A 17,836-nucleotide genomic window follows, 5' to 3' on the forward strand; every position below is an offset into this window, starting at 1 on the left:
AAAACTCGTACTTCTTCTCTGGCGACACAACAAAATTTTAGCATGCAATTAACTAAAAAACAAGATACGGCAGATTATATTTTCACAGCCTTACTGGCTTTCAAGCAGTTGGCGCATGACTTGATTGACTGACTTTTTCAACTTATCGAACTCGTTTTTGCGTGTGCGATTCGACTGAATAATGATCATTGTTTTGGCATCATTTGTGGTACGCATAAAAGTATAATAGCCTTCACCTGCACCATTGGCCAGTTTGGTCTTCTGCTTGTCATTGTGATATAAGCCACCATTATAGTAACTTGGCGGTTGTGCATCATAGAGAAGCTTACGACTCCTCTTAGTTAACAAGTTACCTGTTAAGACGTAGCGAATTGCCTTTGCCAAATCCTGATTTGACATTACAACTGAGCCTGCACCAAGTTCATTATGCGCATCCCGCAGAGCTGCTTCGTGCTTGATAATATCATAATGCCCATTACGATAAAAGAACCCGGGCACTAGTCCGCTTTTCAAAATACGATGTGGCTTTGACCACAAGAATTCTGTATGCTTCAGCTTTAGCGGCTCAACGTAAGTTTCATGGAATAACTGTTCATAACTCTTATTGGTCACCTTAGTAATAATTCCGCATAGATAGACATAATTAAGTGAACTATAATGCCATTTTCCTAACAACTTAGGGTCAAAAACAGTCTTTTTCACATCGCAGGCAATATTATCTTGGTCTGAAACAAAGTGTTTTCTACCAAGTTTGGCACCCGGCTTGAGGCTCAAACCTGCTCGCATTGCCAACAAGTGCTCAATTTTGATTTTTTTCGCACCTGGAATCTCCGGATAAAACTTACTCAATCGGTCTTGTAAGCTTAGCTTACCATCTTGAACCAATCTCATCACCATAGCCGCGGTTAGCGACTTTTGTGCTGAATTAATTAAGTAACTAGTGTCAGTAGTATTGCTATCAGCATAATTGAGTAAAACCTTACCCTTTCTGATGACCAAAACTGAACCCTTGATGCCTAAAGCATCAATTTGCTGGCGCACTAATTTCCTTTTAAGCTGTAATTTATTGGGCTCTTATCCGTTGAACCAATCTTGTGCGGTTCCTTTTGCCACTTTTTAGTGTAGAAATAATCATGAATGTTATAGTTATAACGACCATTAGGGCGTTGCATGAACGGCTTGACCGCTTGATCAACTGCAACCCAACCGCGCCAACCAAGGTGAATGGTATCTTCCATGAAGTACTTTTCACCGCCATGCATTGAGAGGTCTTCTACATTATTGAAGCCTTGGCTTGCCAATTGATACTTAATTTTTGATACAGATTTTTGGTACATCTCTTCTGATAAACCAGTATATTCTGACCACTTTTGATTAATTGGCGGAATGATAAATAGTACATTGGTATGCTGCTTAGCAAATTGTTGCAGCATCAACTCAAAGTCACTATACTCAACTGATTTTGTATAATCAAAGTCACGCTGACTATCCTTCAACTTCATTAAGTTCCGCTTGTTTAAGCGCGTTTTAAAGAAACGATTATTGATTCCAAACGAATTTGAATTGGTATTCTTAGCAGCCTCTTGGTCTGCTACCTCATTCAAACCCTTAACTGAATATGTGTCTGGTAATAGTTTAGCCCGCGTCTTAATCTTTTTAATCCGGTCACGTAACTGGAATGTACTGAAAAATTTATCTTCGTTATTAAGCATGCGCCGCTGATTTTCAAGGATAAAACGTTGCGCATCAGTCAATTCTTCACCAGCTGCTACTCGCTTCATCCCTCGCTTAATGGTGCCCTTAACTTCAGGCATTGCCAAAAAGCGCTTGGCAGCGTAACGGCTGGAAACACTATCCTTCTTAATTCCTAGTAAAAAATTACAGGCTTGTAAAGGCGAATAGTATAGCGCAAAAGCATCGGGGTTTTGCCCCATTTTGGTAAACCATTGCGGTGAAATGATCACTACCGCTTTTTTGTCCTTGAGCTCGTCTGCTGTTCCTTGCATCCCTAAAAATTGAGCCAGTGACTGACTACCAGGTCCTCCTAATAGGAAAGGACGATAGTTTCGCTGGTACTTTTGGGCAATTACACTAGGGTGAAGTGGATCAAGACGCGATAATTCACTAGAACCATAAAATGGTACATAACCATTTTCAAATGCATCCTGCTTCATTAACGAGCCCTTAAAAACCGTCGTTGTTTGTGAATTGGCGGCCTGGTAAATCGAGTCCCGTGAAAAAGTACGTTCCCAAGGTAATAGGAAGATAACCAGTAACAAGATAAAAGCGCAAAGAACTGGGCCAAAAATCTGCCACAGTCGGCGTTTGTTACTCATTTTCTAAACTTTCCACCTTTGCGACAATTTTGCTTGGTGTATCCCATTCTTCACGATCAAATTCAGAAACAGGTACATCAATTTCAAATTTTTCCTGTAAGTTTAACAGCATTTGTACACTAGCCATTGAATCCATTAGGCCATTGGCAAAAATGTTTTCGTCCATTTTATCTGATAAATCTTCACCAGTTAAATCTTGTAAAATTGCTAAAACTTCTTCTTTGGTATTCATAATTAAATCTCCTTAAATAACTTTTTTCTACATCCAGCCAAACCATAACTGGCTAAGGAAGCCGGAAAAGATCAAAAAGCTGAAACAAACAACGTTAAATGTAACAAAAATTGACAAGCACTTGGTAAATTTGTTTGATGGTAGTTTGTCTTTATGCTTCTTTTTATATCTAATCCAGTAATCATTAATAATGATTGCAATCGCATGGAACAAACCATAAACAATGTAGTACCAAGTCAGTCCATGCCAGAAGCCCATTACTAAAAACAGAAGTAAATAGGCTACTTGTGAAAGTCTAACTGGATTTTTGAACAATTTTTTCTTCATTGCAAAGAAAGTGAAGCGCATGTAAATGTAGTCACGGAACCAAAATGATAGCGTCATGTGCCAACGGTTCCAGAACTCTTTAATGTTCTGTGACAGAAACGGCTTGTTAAAGTTCATTGGTGTGTGAATGCCCATAAAATAGGAAATTGACACAGCAAATAGTGAATAGCCCGCAAAGTCAAAGAACAAATACATGCTGTAACAGTACATGTAAGCTAGTAGCCACCATGACAGCTTCAGCCCACCATTCGCAGTACCAGCAATTAGTGCCATCCGCGAAATGCGCGGTAACCAGTAAGTGCCAAAGAACCAGCCTAAGACAAACTTATATAAAAATCCTTGGAACAGGTAACGTGTTGCCAAGCCCAAATCATTCACATATTGATCACGCTTAGGGGCAATATCACATTCTTTAGCAAAGCGCCGGTAACGGTCAATTGGACCTGATGAAAACGTTGGAAAGAATAGTAGAAAACGTAGATAGGTACCAAGATTTACCTCTTTGATGGCACCGTCACGTATTTCCATAATTACTTGAACGGTTTTAAACGTAATGTACGAAATCCCTAAAAATGCTAATACACCCGGTATTTTTGCTTTTGGAAAAGCCGTTTGTACTTTTACCATTATTAAGGGAACAATTGATAGGAAAACAGCCAGGTAAAAGACCCACGTTTTATTTTTACCCTTTTTACGATAATAGAGATAACAATATGTAATTACTAGCTCGATTAACAGGTAAATAATTAAACTAACACCTTGTTGCCATTTATCTGCATCAAAGACAAGAAATAAGAAAACAACTGAAAAGATGCATTCATAGATCTTAAAACGATGCCCATGATATAGGCCTAAAATAATTGGAATTAGTCCAATCATTAGGTAAATAAAGTAGTGGGGATTTCCGTAAGGCTGTAAATTAATGAAGTTAAAATTCACTACTTATTAACCTCCTCAATCACAGCTTTAATGTCAACCTTACCGTTTTGTGATACCGGCAATTTTTCCCGATAAACATAGCGCTGCGGAATCATGTAAGGCATCAAGTTCTCAGCTAAATCAGCACGAATCATTTTGGTGATTTCTTCTTCTGAGTACTGCTCTTTGACGCCATCTTTTAGTTCAACTTCAGCCACAATTTGTTTAACAGTGTGATCTTTGCCATATTTCGGCGCAGCAACTCCATGGCTTACTAACTTGTTTTTACCCAAATAAAAGTTGATTTCTTCAAGCTCAATTCGGTAACCGTTAAATTTGATCTGAAAATCGATTCTGCCACGGTAAAATAGCATTTCGCCGTCAAAGAAGCCCTCATCACCTGAACGGTGACTTGCATATTGATCAGCAGGATCTTTAAAGAATGCCTTTGCCGTTTTTTCAGGATTATTTAGATAACCCTTTGATGTACTTGGCCCTTCGATAACAATTTCGCCTTGGTTAGGCTGATCGCCCTTTGACTTGTCAATGGTAATTCTAGTATCTTCCTTGACTTTACCAATTGGCAGACGATCATATTTAGCCAAAATTTCATCGGTAATTTCCACTTGCGTTACTGCAACTGTTGTTTCAGTTGGACCGTAGGTGTTGAAAACTTTTGCATTTGGAAACTTCTGTTTTAGCAGCTTAGCTTCTGTATGTGGCAATTCTTCCCCACAGAACAGAAAATGCGTAAGGTCTGGATGATGTTCACCATCAAATGTTTTGTCCAAAAAGCACATCTGGGCAAATGAAGGAGTTGAGACCCAAACGTTAAATTGCAATTTAGGCATTGTCACAAATAGTTGGGCAAAGTTTTCTGTAACATCATGTGGCAGAACCACTAACTTACCCGCACCAACTAGTGCTGGGTAGAGGCTCATAACCGAAAGATCAAAAGAATATGGTGCCTGTGATAAGAAACTTGGATGGTCCGGCAAAGCAAAGTCAGTCATTTCCCAGTTGATAAAACTGAGCAAGTTATTATGACTAATTTGAACACCTTTTGGCTTTCCACTGGTCCCAGATGTAAAGATGATATAAAAATTATCGTCCCCTTCAACGAATTGCTCGACATCAAGGGTAAAGTCACCATTTTTGACTTCATCTGGCTTGATAACTTGCATTGGTGGAAGAGTAATATCAGGAAGCTGATCAATCGCAATAATTGCTTCTGCTTCAGAGACTTCCTGGATAGTTAAGATTCGATCCGCATTGGAATAGCTGGTAATTGGAATATAAGCATGCCCTGCTTTAACGCAGCCTAAAAAGCTAGCAATCATTTCAAATGTTTGGCCACCCCAGATCATTATTGGACTACCCGGAGAAAGGCCTAGTTGGTTAATTTGATATGCCCATGCATCCGAGCGTTTTTTCAGATCACCGTAAGTATTGGTTTGACCAAGATAGTCATACGCAATACGATTCGGTTCGTTTAAGGCAATTTCATCAATCTTTTTTATTACATCTTTAATCATTGTTTACCACCTTAAAATTCGTTGTAAATAAAGTGAACCGAAGTTAGGCCGCTATATTGATATAAATAAATTAATACCATTAAGATAGCACAATAAATGATTGTCGTTAAAACAAATTTGCCAATTTGTTGCGCCCGCGAAGTTTTTCTTTCTTTTTTAACCATATATCTTCATTCTCTTTCAACAGTTATTATTTCAGCATTACAATACTATATCAAATATAGTACTACTGTTTTAAAAGGATAATACACCATTAAGAAGTTTTTTACAAAATTTAAATAAATTTTACAGATGCTAGTGCTTATTCAGTTTTCGACTAGCATTGTATGCAAACCATAAAGTAAAAAAGTCAATTACACTGACAAAAATAATTGCAAACATCATTAATTTGAAAATGTTGTCTGGATTCTGCCAGCGCTCGCTATCAGCAGTAGTTAAAATATAAAATGCAAAGATGACGATTAAAAAGACTTCTATTAAAAAGAGATACTGGTGGCCGATCATTATTCTAAATAGATAAAGCCATGCGGCTGCTGGTAATAGGCAAAGCCAGCCTGATACACGAAGCCAAAAAACGATTTTTTTACGAGCTGATTGTTCTTCCATATTTCCTCTTGAATTCTAGTTAAATCTAACTAATTAATAAAACTTTTTTCTAATTATAGCAATGCGACCTTTGACAAACAATTTTTAGCAAATCAGAAATTTTATGCTATTTTTTGCTTTCGTCATACTTTTTTCACATTTACTAGCTATACTAAAGCTGTGATATGAGATAGAAGAGGTTCCATCTCATATCATACTCAACTTTTTGTTTTTCATTCATACTCCTCCAAGTATAAATAATGAAAAAACTTGAAATGACCTTTACGGTCGTTTTCATATCTATCCCTTTCGACTCACGTGCATTACGTGAGTTTTTCTATGCCTTTAAAACTTCTAAAGGAATTCTTTACTATTTCATAAGATATTTTGTAACTTTACTTCATATTTATGGGTTAGTATTCTAAATGTAGTAAGTAATAGCAGCTTACTACATACTCCCACTTTTTTATTTCATTCATTCTTACTCCTTCAAAGTAGATGAAAACTAACAGGCTCGCATAATTTGCGGGCCTTTTTCCTTTGCTGTAGGATATTTTTATACGACAACTATTCACTAACGAAAGGCATATTACATGTTTTCACCATCTATTCAACGTTTATTAGAAGATAAATCCGGCTCATTCATTATTCCTGCATCGCGTATTGCATTTGTGGAAGATGATAATCCTCTCTACCATGCATTTATGATATTGACACGTGTCAAATATTCAAAAATTCCGGTGCTTGACAATAAGAATCGTGTTGTTGGTCTGTTAAGTCTCGCCATGATTACCGATAAAATGATGGTAACCGACAAAATTACGCTTGATCCTTTAACAGAATTAAAGGTAAAAGACGTCATGCAAACAAATTTTGACAAAATTAATTTTGCTCAAACAACACTTGAAACACAGCTGCATTTACTGGTCGATAATGCATTTCTGCCAGTAGTAGACGACTATGGTGTTTTCCAAGGTTTATTAACACGCCGCGAGTGGATTAAGGCATTTAATTACGTTGCTCATAATTATGAAAAGAAATATCAAGTTAAACAAATTGATGACAAAAATTAAGTCACTAACGTTATTTTATTTATTGAAATTATTTTAAGCTTTTTTTACCATTTTTATTTAAACTGTAATATAATTATCTTATTGAGAATATATTATTATCACTGCTTGTCTATATGCTATAAAAATTAGTACATTTTATGTTATCTATACGCTTATTTGTGTATTTATATACATATTTATAACTATAATTGCTGCTTTCGCTAGTTATTTTATTTAATAACAATTTACTAATTATATAAATGCGATTTGCGCAATTATTCTTTTATTAATCAGAATGGAAGATACTAAAATGACAAATAAAACTATTTCTGAGCAATTAGCATTTTTAGTCAAGGCTATTATCGAAAATGGTACCTACCCAGGGGGCTTAGAACTATCAGAAAAAGAGCGACACGACCTAGCCGAACAATTAAAAAAAATGGCAGAAAATTCAAGTGATCTAAAGGACGCCAGAGTGATTACCGATGCCTTCTATAAAGATCGAGTGGTTAAACACTTTCGGTCAATGGATACTAATTTCTCTTGGGTTTTAGAAATTTTGGAACACGAACTTGTTTCTGCAAGCCGTTTAAAGAAACTACTACTTGATTTGGCACACGAAGAGCATTTTTCAGAAAATGGTATTAAGAAAATCAACCAATACTTTGAGGAATCAACTGATCACGGTGATAACGATAATTTCGTTACCCTCTCATCAACAGATGTAATCGATTCGATTGAGCGTACTAAAACTTTTACGCTTGATGAAAAACCAAAAAGGGAAAATGTTCATAAATCCGATAAAGACGATAAAACTGAAGATCCTAATGACAATATCATTAATTTAAAGGACTATTAGTTTAAAGCTAAACTATTTCGCTTCAATGCATTGGCAACCGGTAGCATACTCTACTATTTACCATGAATTATGAAATAGGTTTAGCTTTTTTCTTTGCCAAATAAAAATTTTTAAACAAAGTTGTTTAGACTTATTCTAATTTAAAAAAATTAGTGTTAAAATCTAAAGACGTAAAGTTATATTTTTATATTGAGAGGAACAAACTATGAGTTTTAAGCAACAATGGAAATTTATCCTTGTCCTTTTTATTGGTTTAATTGGGCTTGTCTGCCAATTTGGTATTCATACCAAAAGCCTTTTTCAAATCGGTAATCTACAATTTCCCTTCGAAGCTATCCTGATAGATGTAATCGGAATAGCAATGGCACTTTCCTTACTCCTTGAAATCATCAATGATTTTAGGTCAGGACGATATGGTGTTGATATTTTAGCTGTTATTGCCGTTGTTTCAACCATTTTAATTGGTGACATCTGGGCAGAATGGATGATTCTAGTAATGATGACTGGTGGTGAAACGCTTGAAAATTACGCTACCGGACAAGCAGACAAAGAGCTTCGTTCATTACTAAGTAATTCTCCAACCACGGCTAACAAAATTGTCGGAAATGAATTGGTTTCAGTTGACGTTGATCAGTTGGAAATCAATGATCAAGTTTTAATCAAACCCGGTGAACAGGTTCCTGTTGATGGTAAAGTGATTGACGGTGCATCAAGCTTTGATCAATCATCACTTACAGGTGAGTCAGTCCCAGTTCAAAAAAATGTTGGAGACGACTTAATGTCTGGCTCAATTAATGGCGATGTTGCCGTTAAAATGGTTGTTACTAAAAAGGCGAGCGACTCAGAATACCAAACGATTGTTTCACTTGTTGAATCTTCACAAGCTAAACCAGCTAAATTCGTTAAAATGGCTGACCGCTACGCTGTTCCATTCACAGTTATCTCTTTAGCTATCGGTATTGCTGCTTGGATTCATTCTGGTAACCCAATTAACTTTGCGGAAGTAATGGTTGTTGCCTCCCCTTGCCCACTCTTAATTTCCGCTCCTGTTGCACTCGTTTCAGGAATGAGTTCAATGTCAAAGCACCATATTATTGTTAAATCCGGTCCGACAATTGAAAAGCTTGCAACTGCTAAAACCTTTGCATTTGACAAAACTGGTACATTAACAGAAAACAAACTTGTAATCGACCAAATCGTACCCGCAGAGAATAGTGATTTTTCAGCTGAAACTTTACAAAGCTATGCTACAAGTGTTGAACAACAATCCAGCCATATCATTGCTGATTCACTCGTTAGTGTAACAGACAAGAAAATGCTAAAACCGGCTACTAATATTAAAGAAACAACAAGTCAAGGGGTTAGTGGAACAGTTGATGGTCATGAAGTCAAAGTTGGTAAATTAGGTTTTGTCACTTCTGAAAAACACGCAAAATCGGTTAACTCTACTGCGATTTATATCTCAATTGATGGACAATACGCTGGCTACATTACTTTTAAAGACCAGGTACGTCCTGAAAGTGCTGAAACAGTTGCTCGTTTAAGACGTCAAAGTGATGCACATATGATTATGCTAACTGGTGACCATGAAGATGTTGCCAATCAAATTGGTCAAACAGTTGGTATTAAAGATATTCGCTCTAATTTGTTGCCAGCACAAAAAATAGAAGCAATTAAAGATGTAACTAAGGATAATCGCCCTGTAGTTATGACCGGTGATGGAATTAACGACGCTCCTAGTCTAACAGCTGCTGATGTTGGGATTGCGATGGGTGCCAAAGGTGCATCTGCAGCAAGTGAAAGTGCAGACGCCATTATTATGGTTAATGATTTATCCAAAATTAATGACGCCGTTGCAATTTCGAAACACACAATGAAGGTAGCAAACGTTGATGTTTTGACTGCTATCACGATTGTTATTCTTATCGAATTAGTTGCATTCACGGGTGTTATTCCAGCATTCTGGGGCGCCATCTTACAAGAAGTTGTTGATATGATTTCAATTAGTTTAGCTCTTTTAGCCAAAACTAAGCCTAAAAATCCTAAACAAACAGGTCTTGTTGCTAAAGAATAGTTTGACTAAAAACTAATACATACTTACTACTAAAGCAAAAAAAGAAAGGTTTTTAACCTTTCTTTTTTATTTCTTCCATTAATTAGAGAAAACTAATTAGAGAAAACCGAGTGAGTTATACAGCATATGGGCAATAATTGAGTAACGCAAATCCTTTGTCTGGGTATAAATCCATGCAAGTACACACCCAAGCGCCCAATAAACAAAAATATACTTCGTAAAGCCCGAATCGTGAAGGACGGCAAATAGAAAACCACTAAATACTATTCCCACCCATCTATTTAAAGGAGTTTCTTTTGCAAAAAAAGTGTTGAACATCATACCCCGAAAAATGGTCTCTTCAAAAATTGGTGCTATCAAAACAATCATGGGCTTATAAAAATCACCTGCCTGTCGCGCCAATGTATCTAGCGCTGACTGATTAGCTGATGTTGTCTTAGTGCTAAGTCCCAATGCAGCCTGAACAGCTATGTTAACCATTACCAGCAAGATGGCACCGATAAAAGAAAGCAAAAGGCGATGCCAATCCCAATGAGGTTTCCTATTAAACCCCCAATCATTTTCGTTTTTTAATTGTCTGCGATACATTCCATAAACAATTAATATGCCAATAATAGTGAATAAGATAGTTATGGCAATAAAGAGCTTACTATCCAAATGATATTTTCGTTGCAGTTTAAATGGATAAAAATAAAACAGTTGAATGAGTGAATAGATAAAAAATGACACAATAATTGTCATAATATTACCCAGGAAATTAAAAAATCTCTTCATTAGTATTTTCTTCCTTCATACATTAAGTGTTGGTGATTTTCAGACTTTAACTACTAATATTATCATATGCTGACGTTAATATCTTATCATTAGGTCACCTTAGATAGATTCCATGCAGTTTTTTGTATACCAGAATATTTCCTAGGGAATAATTTTTAAAGTGAACACAACCTGTATTTTGCTCTAGTCAATTACTATGACTTTTAACCTAGCTAATCTATAATAAGGTTAGAATATCTCTTGTAGGAGGAAAATATGTCTAACTTTGTCCAATTTTTTACTCAAAACAAGCCTTTTATTTATTTGTCACTAATTGTTTTGGCTTCTTTAGCCATTTTTTTACTTTCATGGCTTAAAGAACCACGCCGTTTACTTAATGGCATATTATTCACAATTTTTCTTCTCTTGCTTGGTGTCTGGTTAACTGTTGCCGTTCTTTCAACCAGTTTGCGACCGTTGATTCTAACCTACGAAATCATTGTTGTATTGATAATTGCCATAATTACGCTAGTAACCACCTTTTCCTGGCTTTTCTTTTTGTGGAATGCTTACTTTGTCTGGAAAAGAGAAGCACATACACTATCAAATTTACTGACACTCTTTATCGGTATTGCACTACTTGTTTCTTGGTTAATTATTTTTATTGCGCCATTTAGCAAACTGCCTTCCTGGCAAAAGACTTTAATATATACACCTTCTGCAGTAGTAAACTACCTATTATTAGTCGCTTATAACTTTCTTATTAACCTAGCACTTTACCAATTTGTACCACGTCAATATAATCAAGACTACCTCATTGTTTTAGGGGCTGGCTTAGCAAAAGGTGAGACTGTTACCCCGCTTCTTGCTAGTCGCATTAATCGAGCAATTCAATATGCGCAAAAACAGGTCGACAAAGGAAGGAAAATGCCAAAATTAATTATGTCTGGTGGTCAAGGAGGAGATGAAAAGATTCCGGAAGCCAAAGCAATGGCCGAATACGCAATCGGTCGTGGTATTAGTCCTGAATCTATCTTATTAGAAGATAAATCAAAAAATACTTACCAAAATATGCAATTTTCAGCCAAAGTAGCAGCAAAAGACTTTGGCGGCGAAAAATATCGTGCCAAATTTTTCAGTAATAACTACCATATTTTTCGTGCCGCTTTATTTGCTAAAGCGGCTGGGCTGAATGCAAACGGAGTTGGTTCATACACAAGATTTTATTTCTTGCCCAATGCAATCGTTCGCGAATTTGCAGCTATTTTGGTTACCAACAAAAAGCGTCATATCATAGTGATTAGCTTAATAATTCTATTCTTCCTAGTATATGCACTATTACAATATACTAAAATCGCGCAATAACTCAGGAAAAAAGTCTCTAATTTGTTTAAGAGACTTTTTTAGTTGCTAAATTTAAAAAAATTAAAATGAGGATGGCTTTTTTTAACTAATTGGCTTAATATAATAAGAATTTTAGTGTTACTTATTTATAAGTGCCAAATTATTTTTATGAATTAATAAAAAGGAAAAGAGAAATAACTCATGCTTCAATTAAAAAACCTGCGTAAGTCTTACCACGTTGGTGATACTACGACTAAAGCGTTGGACGATGTCTCAATTTCGTTTCGCAATCAAGAATTTGTCGCAATTCTAGGTCCCAGCGGTTCTGGTAAAACGACAATGTTAAACGTTATTGGTGGACTAGATCGTTACGATAGCGGCGATTTGATTATTAATGGTAAATCCACTAAGAATTTCAAAGAAACTGATTGGGACGCATATCGTAATAACTCGGTTGGTTTTGTTTTTCAAAATTACAATCTAATCTCACATCTATCAATCATTGCCAACGTTGAATTAGGAATGAACTTATCTGGTGTTCCTGCTTCAGAAAGACACCAACGTGCAGTTGATGCTTTAACACAAGTCGGCTTAAAAGATCACATTTCGAAGAATCCTAACCAACTATCTGGTGGACAAATGCAGCGTGTAGCAATTGCTCGTGCCTTAGCAAATGATCCTGATATTTTACTTTGTGACGAGCCAACTGGTGCTCTCGATACCGAGACTTCTAAACAAATCATGAAGCTAATTCAGAACTTGTCAAAAGATCGATTAATAGTCATGGTCACACACAACCCGGAGCTAGCAAAGGAGTACGCAACTAGGATTGTTAACTTCCAAGACGGTAAAATTTTAGATGATTCAAATCCATTCACACCAGAAGATGAAAAAGACACTTTCAACTTGAAGCGTACTAAAATGTCTTATTGGAATGCTATCAAGTTAAGTTTTACCAACATTATGACCAAAAAAGGTCGTACAACTTTAACAGCTTTTGCTTCAAGCATCGGTATCATTTCTATTGCCATCGTTTTATCGCTATCCAATGGTTTTCAGAAGCAAATTGATACCACAATGAGTAAGGCACTTGCCAAATATCCTGTTACAATCTCGCAAACGGCCACGGACGTTAATAGTATCAGTGACCGTGATGATTCAGAAAAGAACGTTAAAAATCGTGGCTATTTAACTGCTAAAAAGGACAAGTTACAGCAATCGGCACATAAAAATAAAATTACGCAAAAATACGTCGATTACGTAAAGAAGATTAATCCTGAATATGCTAACAATATTTCTTATCAAGTTGGTGTTAACCTCAATTTAATTGGTAAGGAAAATGGTAAGGTTAAGCCCGTTCAGTTTTCACCGCTACCTGCTGGTACAGCTGCTTCTCAAGCGTACGAGCAAATGCAGTCTCAAGCAGCAAGCATGTCCTTTATGGGGTCAACCGTCTTTCCAACCTCATTAGATAAGAAAAAAGGTAACTTCTTAAAGGATAACTACCAATTACTATCTGGCGCTTGGCCATCCAAACCAACTGATTTAGTTATGGTCGTTGATAACAAGAACTCCCTTAACATTAACATTCTGAAAAACCTGGGCATTAAAGTTAAGGCAGATGAGAAACTTAATTTTAATAAGTTAATTGGTAAAGAATTCAAAGTAGTCGACAATAATGACTATTATCAAGAACTGCCTACTGGTATGTTTGTGCCACAAAAACCTAACCAGGCAATGTACAACAATAGCAAAATCAAGTTACGCATTGTTAGTGTAATAAGACCAAAGAATAAGGATTCGATGGCTCTATTATCAAGCGGAATTGCATATAGTGATCGTTTAGCTGTTAAGGTTATCAAGCAGAATCAAAATTCAGCTATTGTAAAGGCACAAAAGAAATCTGACCGTAATGTAATGACTGGGCAAAACATGAATGCCAGTGCTAAAAAGCTGATGATGCAATCGATTGGCGGTTCTTCTCTTCCTGCCGGTATCATGATTTATCCAAATGATTTTGATTCGAAAGACAAAGTCTTAGATTACCTTGATCAATGGAATAAGGGTAAAAAGAAACAAGATAAAATCATCTACACTGACATGTCTAGTGCCGTTACCTCTATGACAGGTGGTTTGTTAAGTGGTATTACGGCTGTGTTAATTGCCTTTGCAGCCATTTCACTTGTCACTTCAATGATTATGATTGGTATCTTAACTTACACTTCAGTTTTGGAGCGAACAAAAGAAATTGGTATTTTAAAGGCCTTAGGTGCTCGTAAGAAAGACATCACACGCGTCTTTGATGCAGAAACATTTATCCTTGGCATATTCTCGGGTGTCTTAGGTGTAGTAATTGCTCAACTACTCATCTTCCCTATCAACAGCATTTTATATTCAATGACTGACTTAGCAAATGTTGCTCAATTAAATCCTGTGCACGCCTTGATTTTAATTGTTATTTCTACTATCTTAACGATGCTAGGTGGACATCTTCCTGCAAGAATGGCAGCTAAGAAAGATGCCGCAATTGCACTAAGAAGTGAATAGTCGCTAATTTCATTTAATTAGTCTCAAATAATGTTACATGTGAAACAAACATTATTTGAGACTTTTTTGTTATCAAAATTGGCCTTAGTTAAAAACGCGTCAGCAGTTAAAAAATTTAATAAAGCTAATTGACAAATTGGCATATACCAATTTATAATGAATTTAACTTAATTGGAGGCTCAACTATGAAAATTATCATTACAAACAACAAAGAAAACGGTAGTACTGAAGGCTTTAAGCTATTTAAAAAGAGCATTGACAATGGTGCTAAGGTAATCGGCTTAGCAACTGGCTCTACCCCTGTAGCTCTATACAACGAATGGACTCAAAGTGATCTTGATAATAGCAATCTTATTAGTATCAACCTTGATGAATATACTGGTTTAACTCCTGATAATGATCAAAGTTACCACTACTTTATGCAAAAAAATCTTTTTGACAAGAAGCCATTCAAGAAATCATATATTCCAGACGGTATTAAAGCTATTAACGACCCTCAAGGTGCTTCTGATGACTACAACAAGATTATTGAAGAAAACCCAATTGATATTCAATTATTAGGTCTTGGTCAAAATGGTCATATTGCTTTTAATGAACCAGGCACTTCTTTTGATTCTGTCACTCACGAAGTCAAGTTAACTGAGAGCACTATTCAAGCTAATTCACGCTTTTTCAGCAATATTGATGATGTGCCAAAATCAGCAATTTGTATGGGAATTGCTAACATCATGAGTGCAAAGGAAATCGTTATTATGGCTTTTGGTGAAAATAAAGCTGATGCCATTAAGAAAATGGTCGAAGGTCCTGTAACTGAAGACGTTCCTGCTTCCGTTTTGCAAAATCACTCTAATGTCACATTAATTATTGACGATGCTGCTGCAAGCAAGCTCAGTGAAGAATCAAAGAACTAATTAGACAACTTAACTAACAGATTAAAAACGATGCAAACTTGCATCGTTTTTTTGTGCCACTAATATTTCGTGTTAGCGCTGTATATAAACAGGTGCATATCACTAACGCTAACAAAATAATCCGTATTATGATTAAGTTAGAGTATGAGAGGATGTGATAAATTGAAACGAAGTAAAAAATGGTTACTGGTAGTTTTTCTGCTTTTACTACTGCCTCTGCCAATTTATCTCTTATGGGAAACTAGCGGTTTTTGGCAAAAGTATTTAAGGCTTAGCATCCCCAAATTGGGTACATTAAATCCTATTTTCGAATGGTATCTAATCGGTGCTAGTGCCATTGTTCTTTTGGCTTTAATCATTAGTTTATTAATCATTCTATTCTGGCCAGTTCAGCGCTACTTCACCTTAATTCATAAGCGCGATGGACAAGTCAGAGTTAATAGTAAGGCGATTAACGGTTACGTCATGAATTCTTTATCTGAATTACCTTTTATTAATAAAGCAAAAGTTGATTCTAAGCTTACTAATCATAAGATCAAAATTAGGATTAGTGGCAATTTAGGACATGGCGACAACGTTAACGCTGTTCTTGAGCAATACCTTGAAGAGCTTAAAGGTAATCTTAGTCAACTTTTGGGAATCGAGCAGAAACCAAAAATCAAAATTAAATTTGTTAACTATCAAAACTCTGATAAGCCCGAGACACGCGTTCAATAAAGGAGGCAAAAATGAATAAAATTTTGCAGGAACACCTCCCAGAAATATGCGGTGCAGTAATCGGCTTGTTACTAGCATTTTGTTTTTTGGGATTAGGCTTTTTTAAAACTATTTTTGTCATTGTGTTACTAGCATTAGGCTTTCTAGCTGGGCATTATTGGCCCCTGTTAAAAAGCTTGGTAAGTAAACAACAACACTAAATGAAAGGAATTGAATTATTATGGTACAAAATAACAACAACTCAAAACAAGAAGTTAAAGGCGACTTAACATATGACTCTAAAGTAATCCAAAAGATTGTCGGCATTGCTTTGGCAGACGTTAAAGGACTATTAACTGTTAATGGCGGCTTCTTCTCTAACTTAGCTGATAAGATTGTTAACAGTGATGACGTAACTAATGGTGTTAACGTCGAAGTGGGTAAAAAACAAGTCGCTGTCGATATTGAAATCGTTGCAGAATATGGCACTAACATTCCTAAACTTTATGATGAAATTAGACAAAAGATTTATGACAAGGTTAAAGAAATGACAGGCTTGGATACTGTTGAAGTTAACGTTACTGTAGTTGATATCAAGACTAAGGAAGAGCATGAAAAGGACTCTGTCAGCCTGCAAGATCGTCTAACCGGTGCCACTCAAGACGCCAAAGAAAAGATTGACGAACAAAAAGATAAGGCTGAAGATAAAAAAGAAGAAAAGAAAGAAGATCGCGTTAAGTAGCGCATCTTAACCAATCTATTCAAAAAGTGAAGTGCTTCAAACAGTGCACTTCACTTTTTTGTTTTTTAGTTTCACGTGTAACAGTTCCAAAATCTTTTTTCTAAAAATATATATTTACATATCTTTATTAAACTATAAGCAGATTTTTTGGTCTGCATTATGCAAAATCACTTGACATTTTTGCCCCAATGCAAATTAAATTTCTTCTTGTTTACCACTATATCTCGTATTAAACTAGATATTAATCTATATATTGTATTTAAGAAAGAGTGTGATTCAAGTTATTGTTTTAAGCGGGCCTATTGGAGCCGGTAAATCCAGTTTAACCAGTATTTTAGCTGAACATTTAGGAACTCAAGCCTTTTATGAAGGCGTTGATAGTAATCCGGTTCTTCCTTTATATTACCAGGATATGAAACGGTACACTTTTTTGCTTAACATCTATCTGCTTAACCACCGGTTAGCGCAAATCAATCAAGCAGTTAAAGAGAAAAACAGTGTTTCTGACCGTTCTATTTACGAAGATGCTCTCTTTTTCCAAATGAATGCGGAAAGCAATGTCGCTGATCCTACCGAATTTAAGATTTACGACAGTTTACTTGAAAACATGATGGAAGACACCCCAGGAAATCCTAGTAAAAAGCCGGATCTCTTGATCTATATCCGTGTATCATTAGATACCATGCTAAAACGTATCGAGAAGCGTGGTCGGTCTTATGAGCAAATCTCGACTGATCCCAGTCTGAAAGATTACTATGCACGCTTAATTCGCTATTATGAGCCTTGGTACGAAAAGTATGATGCCTCACCTAAGATTGTAATTGACGGTGATAAGTATGACTTTATCGGTGATGAAGACGCTAAAAAGGAAGTTTTAAGCCAGATAGATAGCAAGCTGCGTGAAATTGGCAGTCTAGAATAAGAA

Annotated in this window: 18 protein-coding genes; 10 read left to right on the forward strand and 8 right to left on the reverse strand. The window is 36.1% G+C overall.

What is annotated here, in order from left to right; all coding sequences use genetic code 11:
• Nucleotides 1-90 precede the first annotated feature (90 nt).
• The 7 genes from DKL56_RS07685 to DKL56_RS07715 all read right to left on the reverse strand — a co-directional run bounded on the left by DKL56_RS07685 (nt 91) and on the right by DKL56_RS07715 (nt 5,954).
• A complete protein-coding gene (locus DKL56_RS07685; protein WP_109715992.1) occupies nt 91-1,041 on the reverse strand; it encodes a serine hydrolase domain-containing protein in 951 nt (316 codons plus the stop codon).
• On the reverse strand, nt 1,041-2,336 hold the full coding sequence (gene dltD, locus DKL56_RS07690; RefSeq protein WP_109715993.1) for a D-alanyl-lipoteichoic acid biosynthesis protein DltD: 1,296 nt from the start codon (nt 2,334-2,336) through the stop codon (nt 1,041-1,043). Before dltD ends, DKL56_RS07685 begins: the two co-directional genes overlap by 1 nt.
• The gene (gene dltC, locus DKL56_RS07695; RefSeq protein ID WP_046308026.1) at nt 2,329-2,568 is read right to left on the reverse strand and encodes a D-alanine--poly(phosphoribitol) ligase subunit DltC; all 240 of its coding nucleotides are present in this window, start codon (nt 2,566-2,568) and stop codon (nt 2,329-2,331) included. Before dltC ends, dltD begins: the two co-directional genes overlap by 8 nt.
• A gap of 27 nt (nt 2,569-2,595) precedes the next feature.
• Complete coding sequence (gene dltB, locus DKL56_RS07700; protein WP_046308028.1) at nt 2,596-3,834, reverse strand: D-alanyl-lipoteichoic acid biosynthesis protein DltB; 1,239 nt, start codon at nt 3,832-3,834, stop codon at nt 2,596-2,598.
• The gene (dltA, locus tag DKL56_RS07705; RefSeq protein WP_109715994.1) at nt 3,834-5,348 is read right to left on the reverse strand and encodes a D-alanine--poly(phosphoribitol) ligase subunit DltA; all 1,515 of its coding nucleotides are present in this window, start codon (nt 5,346-5,348) and stop codon (nt 3,834-3,836) included. The genes dltB and dltA overlap by 1 nt, the downstream gene beginning before the upstream one ends.
• A gap of 11 nt (nt 5,349-5,359) precedes the next feature.
• Nucleotides 5,360-5,512, reverse strand: a complete 153-nt coding sequence (locus DKL56_RS07710; protein ID WP_046308033.1) for a teichoic acid D-Ala incorporation-associated protein DltX — start codon at nt 5,510-5,512, stop codon at nt 5,360-5,362.
• Nucleotides 5,513-5,642: 130 nt separating this feature from the next.
• Nucleotides 5,643-5,954: a hypothetical protein gene (locus DKL56_RS07715; RefSeq protein WP_109715995.1), complete on the reverse strand. Its 312-nt coding sequence runs from the start codon at nt 5,952-5,954 to the stop codon at nt 5,643-5,645.
• Nucleotides 5,955-6,526: 572 nt separating this feature from the next.
• Here DKL56_RS07715 and cbpB point away from each other — a divergent pair.
• From cbpB to DKL56_RS07730, 3 genes are all read left to right on the forward strand, one after another.
• Nucleotides 6,527-7,006 (forward strand): cyclic-di-AMP-binding protein CbpB, encoded by a 480-nt coding sequence (gene cbpB, locus DKL56_RS07720; protein WP_109715996.1) that lies wholly within the window; start codon nt 6,527-6,529, stop codon nt 7,004-7,006.
• A 289-nt stretch (nt 7,007-7,295) separates the two neighbouring features.
• On the forward strand, nt 7,296-7,844 hold the full coding sequence (locus tag DKL56_RS07725) for a hypothetical protein (RefSeq protein WP_109715997.1): 549 nt from the start codon (nt 7,296-7,298) through the stop codon (nt 7,842-7,844).
• A 205-nt stretch (nt 7,845-8,049) separates the two neighbouring features.
• Nucleotides 8,050-9,918 (forward strand): heavy metal translocating P-type ATPase, encoded by a 1,869-nt coding sequence (locus tag DKL56_RS07730; protein WP_109715998.1) that lies wholly within the window; start codon nt 8,050-8,052, stop codon nt 9,916-9,918.
• A gap of 96 nt (nt 9,919-10,014) precedes the next feature.
• Here DKL56_RS07730 and DKL56_RS07735 read toward each other — a convergent pair whose 3' ends face one another.
• A complete protein-coding gene (locus DKL56_RS07735; protein WP_109715999.1) occupies nt 10,015-10,692 on the reverse strand; it encodes a CPBP family intramembrane glutamic endopeptidase in 678 nt (225 codons plus the stop codon).
• Nucleotides 10,693-10,947: 255 nt separating this feature from the next.
• On the opposite strand from DKL56_RS07735, the gene DKL56_RS07740 reads away from it, so the two are divergent.
• The 7 genes from DKL56_RS07740 (at nt 10,948) to DKL56_RS07770 (ending at nt 17,833) form a co-directional block, all read left to right on the forward strand.
• A complete protein-coding gene (locus DKL56_RS07740) occupies nt 10,948-12,036 on the forward strand; it encodes a YdcF family protein (RefSeq protein ID WP_109716000.1) in 1,089 nt (362 codons plus the stop codon).
• A 180-nt stretch (nt 12,037-12,216) separates the two neighbouring features.
• The gene (locus DKL56_RS07745) at nt 12,217-14,562 is read left to right on the forward strand and encodes an ABC transporter ATP-binding protein/permease (RefSeq protein WP_109716001.1); all 2,346 of its coding nucleotides are present in this window, start codon (nt 12,217-12,219) and stop codon (nt 14,560-14,562) included.
• Between the two features lie 185 nt (nt 14,563-14,747).
• Nucleotides 14,748-15,473: a glucosamine-6-phosphate deaminase gene (locus tag DKL56_RS07750; RefSeq protein ID WP_074426171.1), complete on the forward strand. Its 726-nt coding sequence runs from the start codon at nt 14,748-14,750 to the stop codon at nt 15,471-15,473.
• Between the two features lie 162 nt (nt 15,474-15,635).
• Nucleotides 15,636-16,190 carry an alkaline shock response membrane anchor protein AmaP gene (gene amaP, locus DKL56_RS07755; protein WP_162542528.1) on the forward strand — a complete coding sequence of 185 codons (555 nt, stop codon included), beginning with the start codon at nt 15,636-15,638 and terminating at the stop codon, nt 16,188-16,190.
• An 11-nt stretch (nt 16,191-16,201) separates the two neighbouring features.
• The gene (locus DKL56_RS07760; RefSeq protein WP_109716003.1) at nt 16,202-16,390 is read left to right on the forward strand and encodes a DUF2273 domain-containing protein; all 189 of its coding nucleotides are present in this window, start codon (nt 16,202-16,204) and stop codon (nt 16,388-16,390) included.
• A 20-nt stretch (nt 16,391-16,410) separates the two neighbouring features.
• On the forward strand, nt 16,411-16,911 hold the full coding sequence (locus tag DKL56_RS07765) for an Asp23/Gls24 family envelope stress response protein (RefSeq protein ID WP_074426168.1): 501 nt from the start codon (nt 16,411-16,413) through the stop codon (nt 16,909-16,911).
• 271 nt (nt 16,912-17,182) lie between these two features.
• Nucleotides 17,183-17,833, forward strand: coding sequence for a deoxynucleoside kinase (locus DKL56_RS07770; RefSeq protein WP_046308048.1), 651 nt, complete (start codon nt 17,183-17,185; stop codon nt 17,831-17,833).
• The last annotated feature ends 3 nt before the right edge of the window (nt 17,834-17,836 follow it).

It is taken from the genome of Lactobacillus apis (assembly GCF_003150935.1).
Classification (GTDB): domain Bacteria; phylum Bacillota; class Bacilli; order Lactobacillales; family Lactobacillaceae; genus Lactobacillus; species Lactobacillus apis.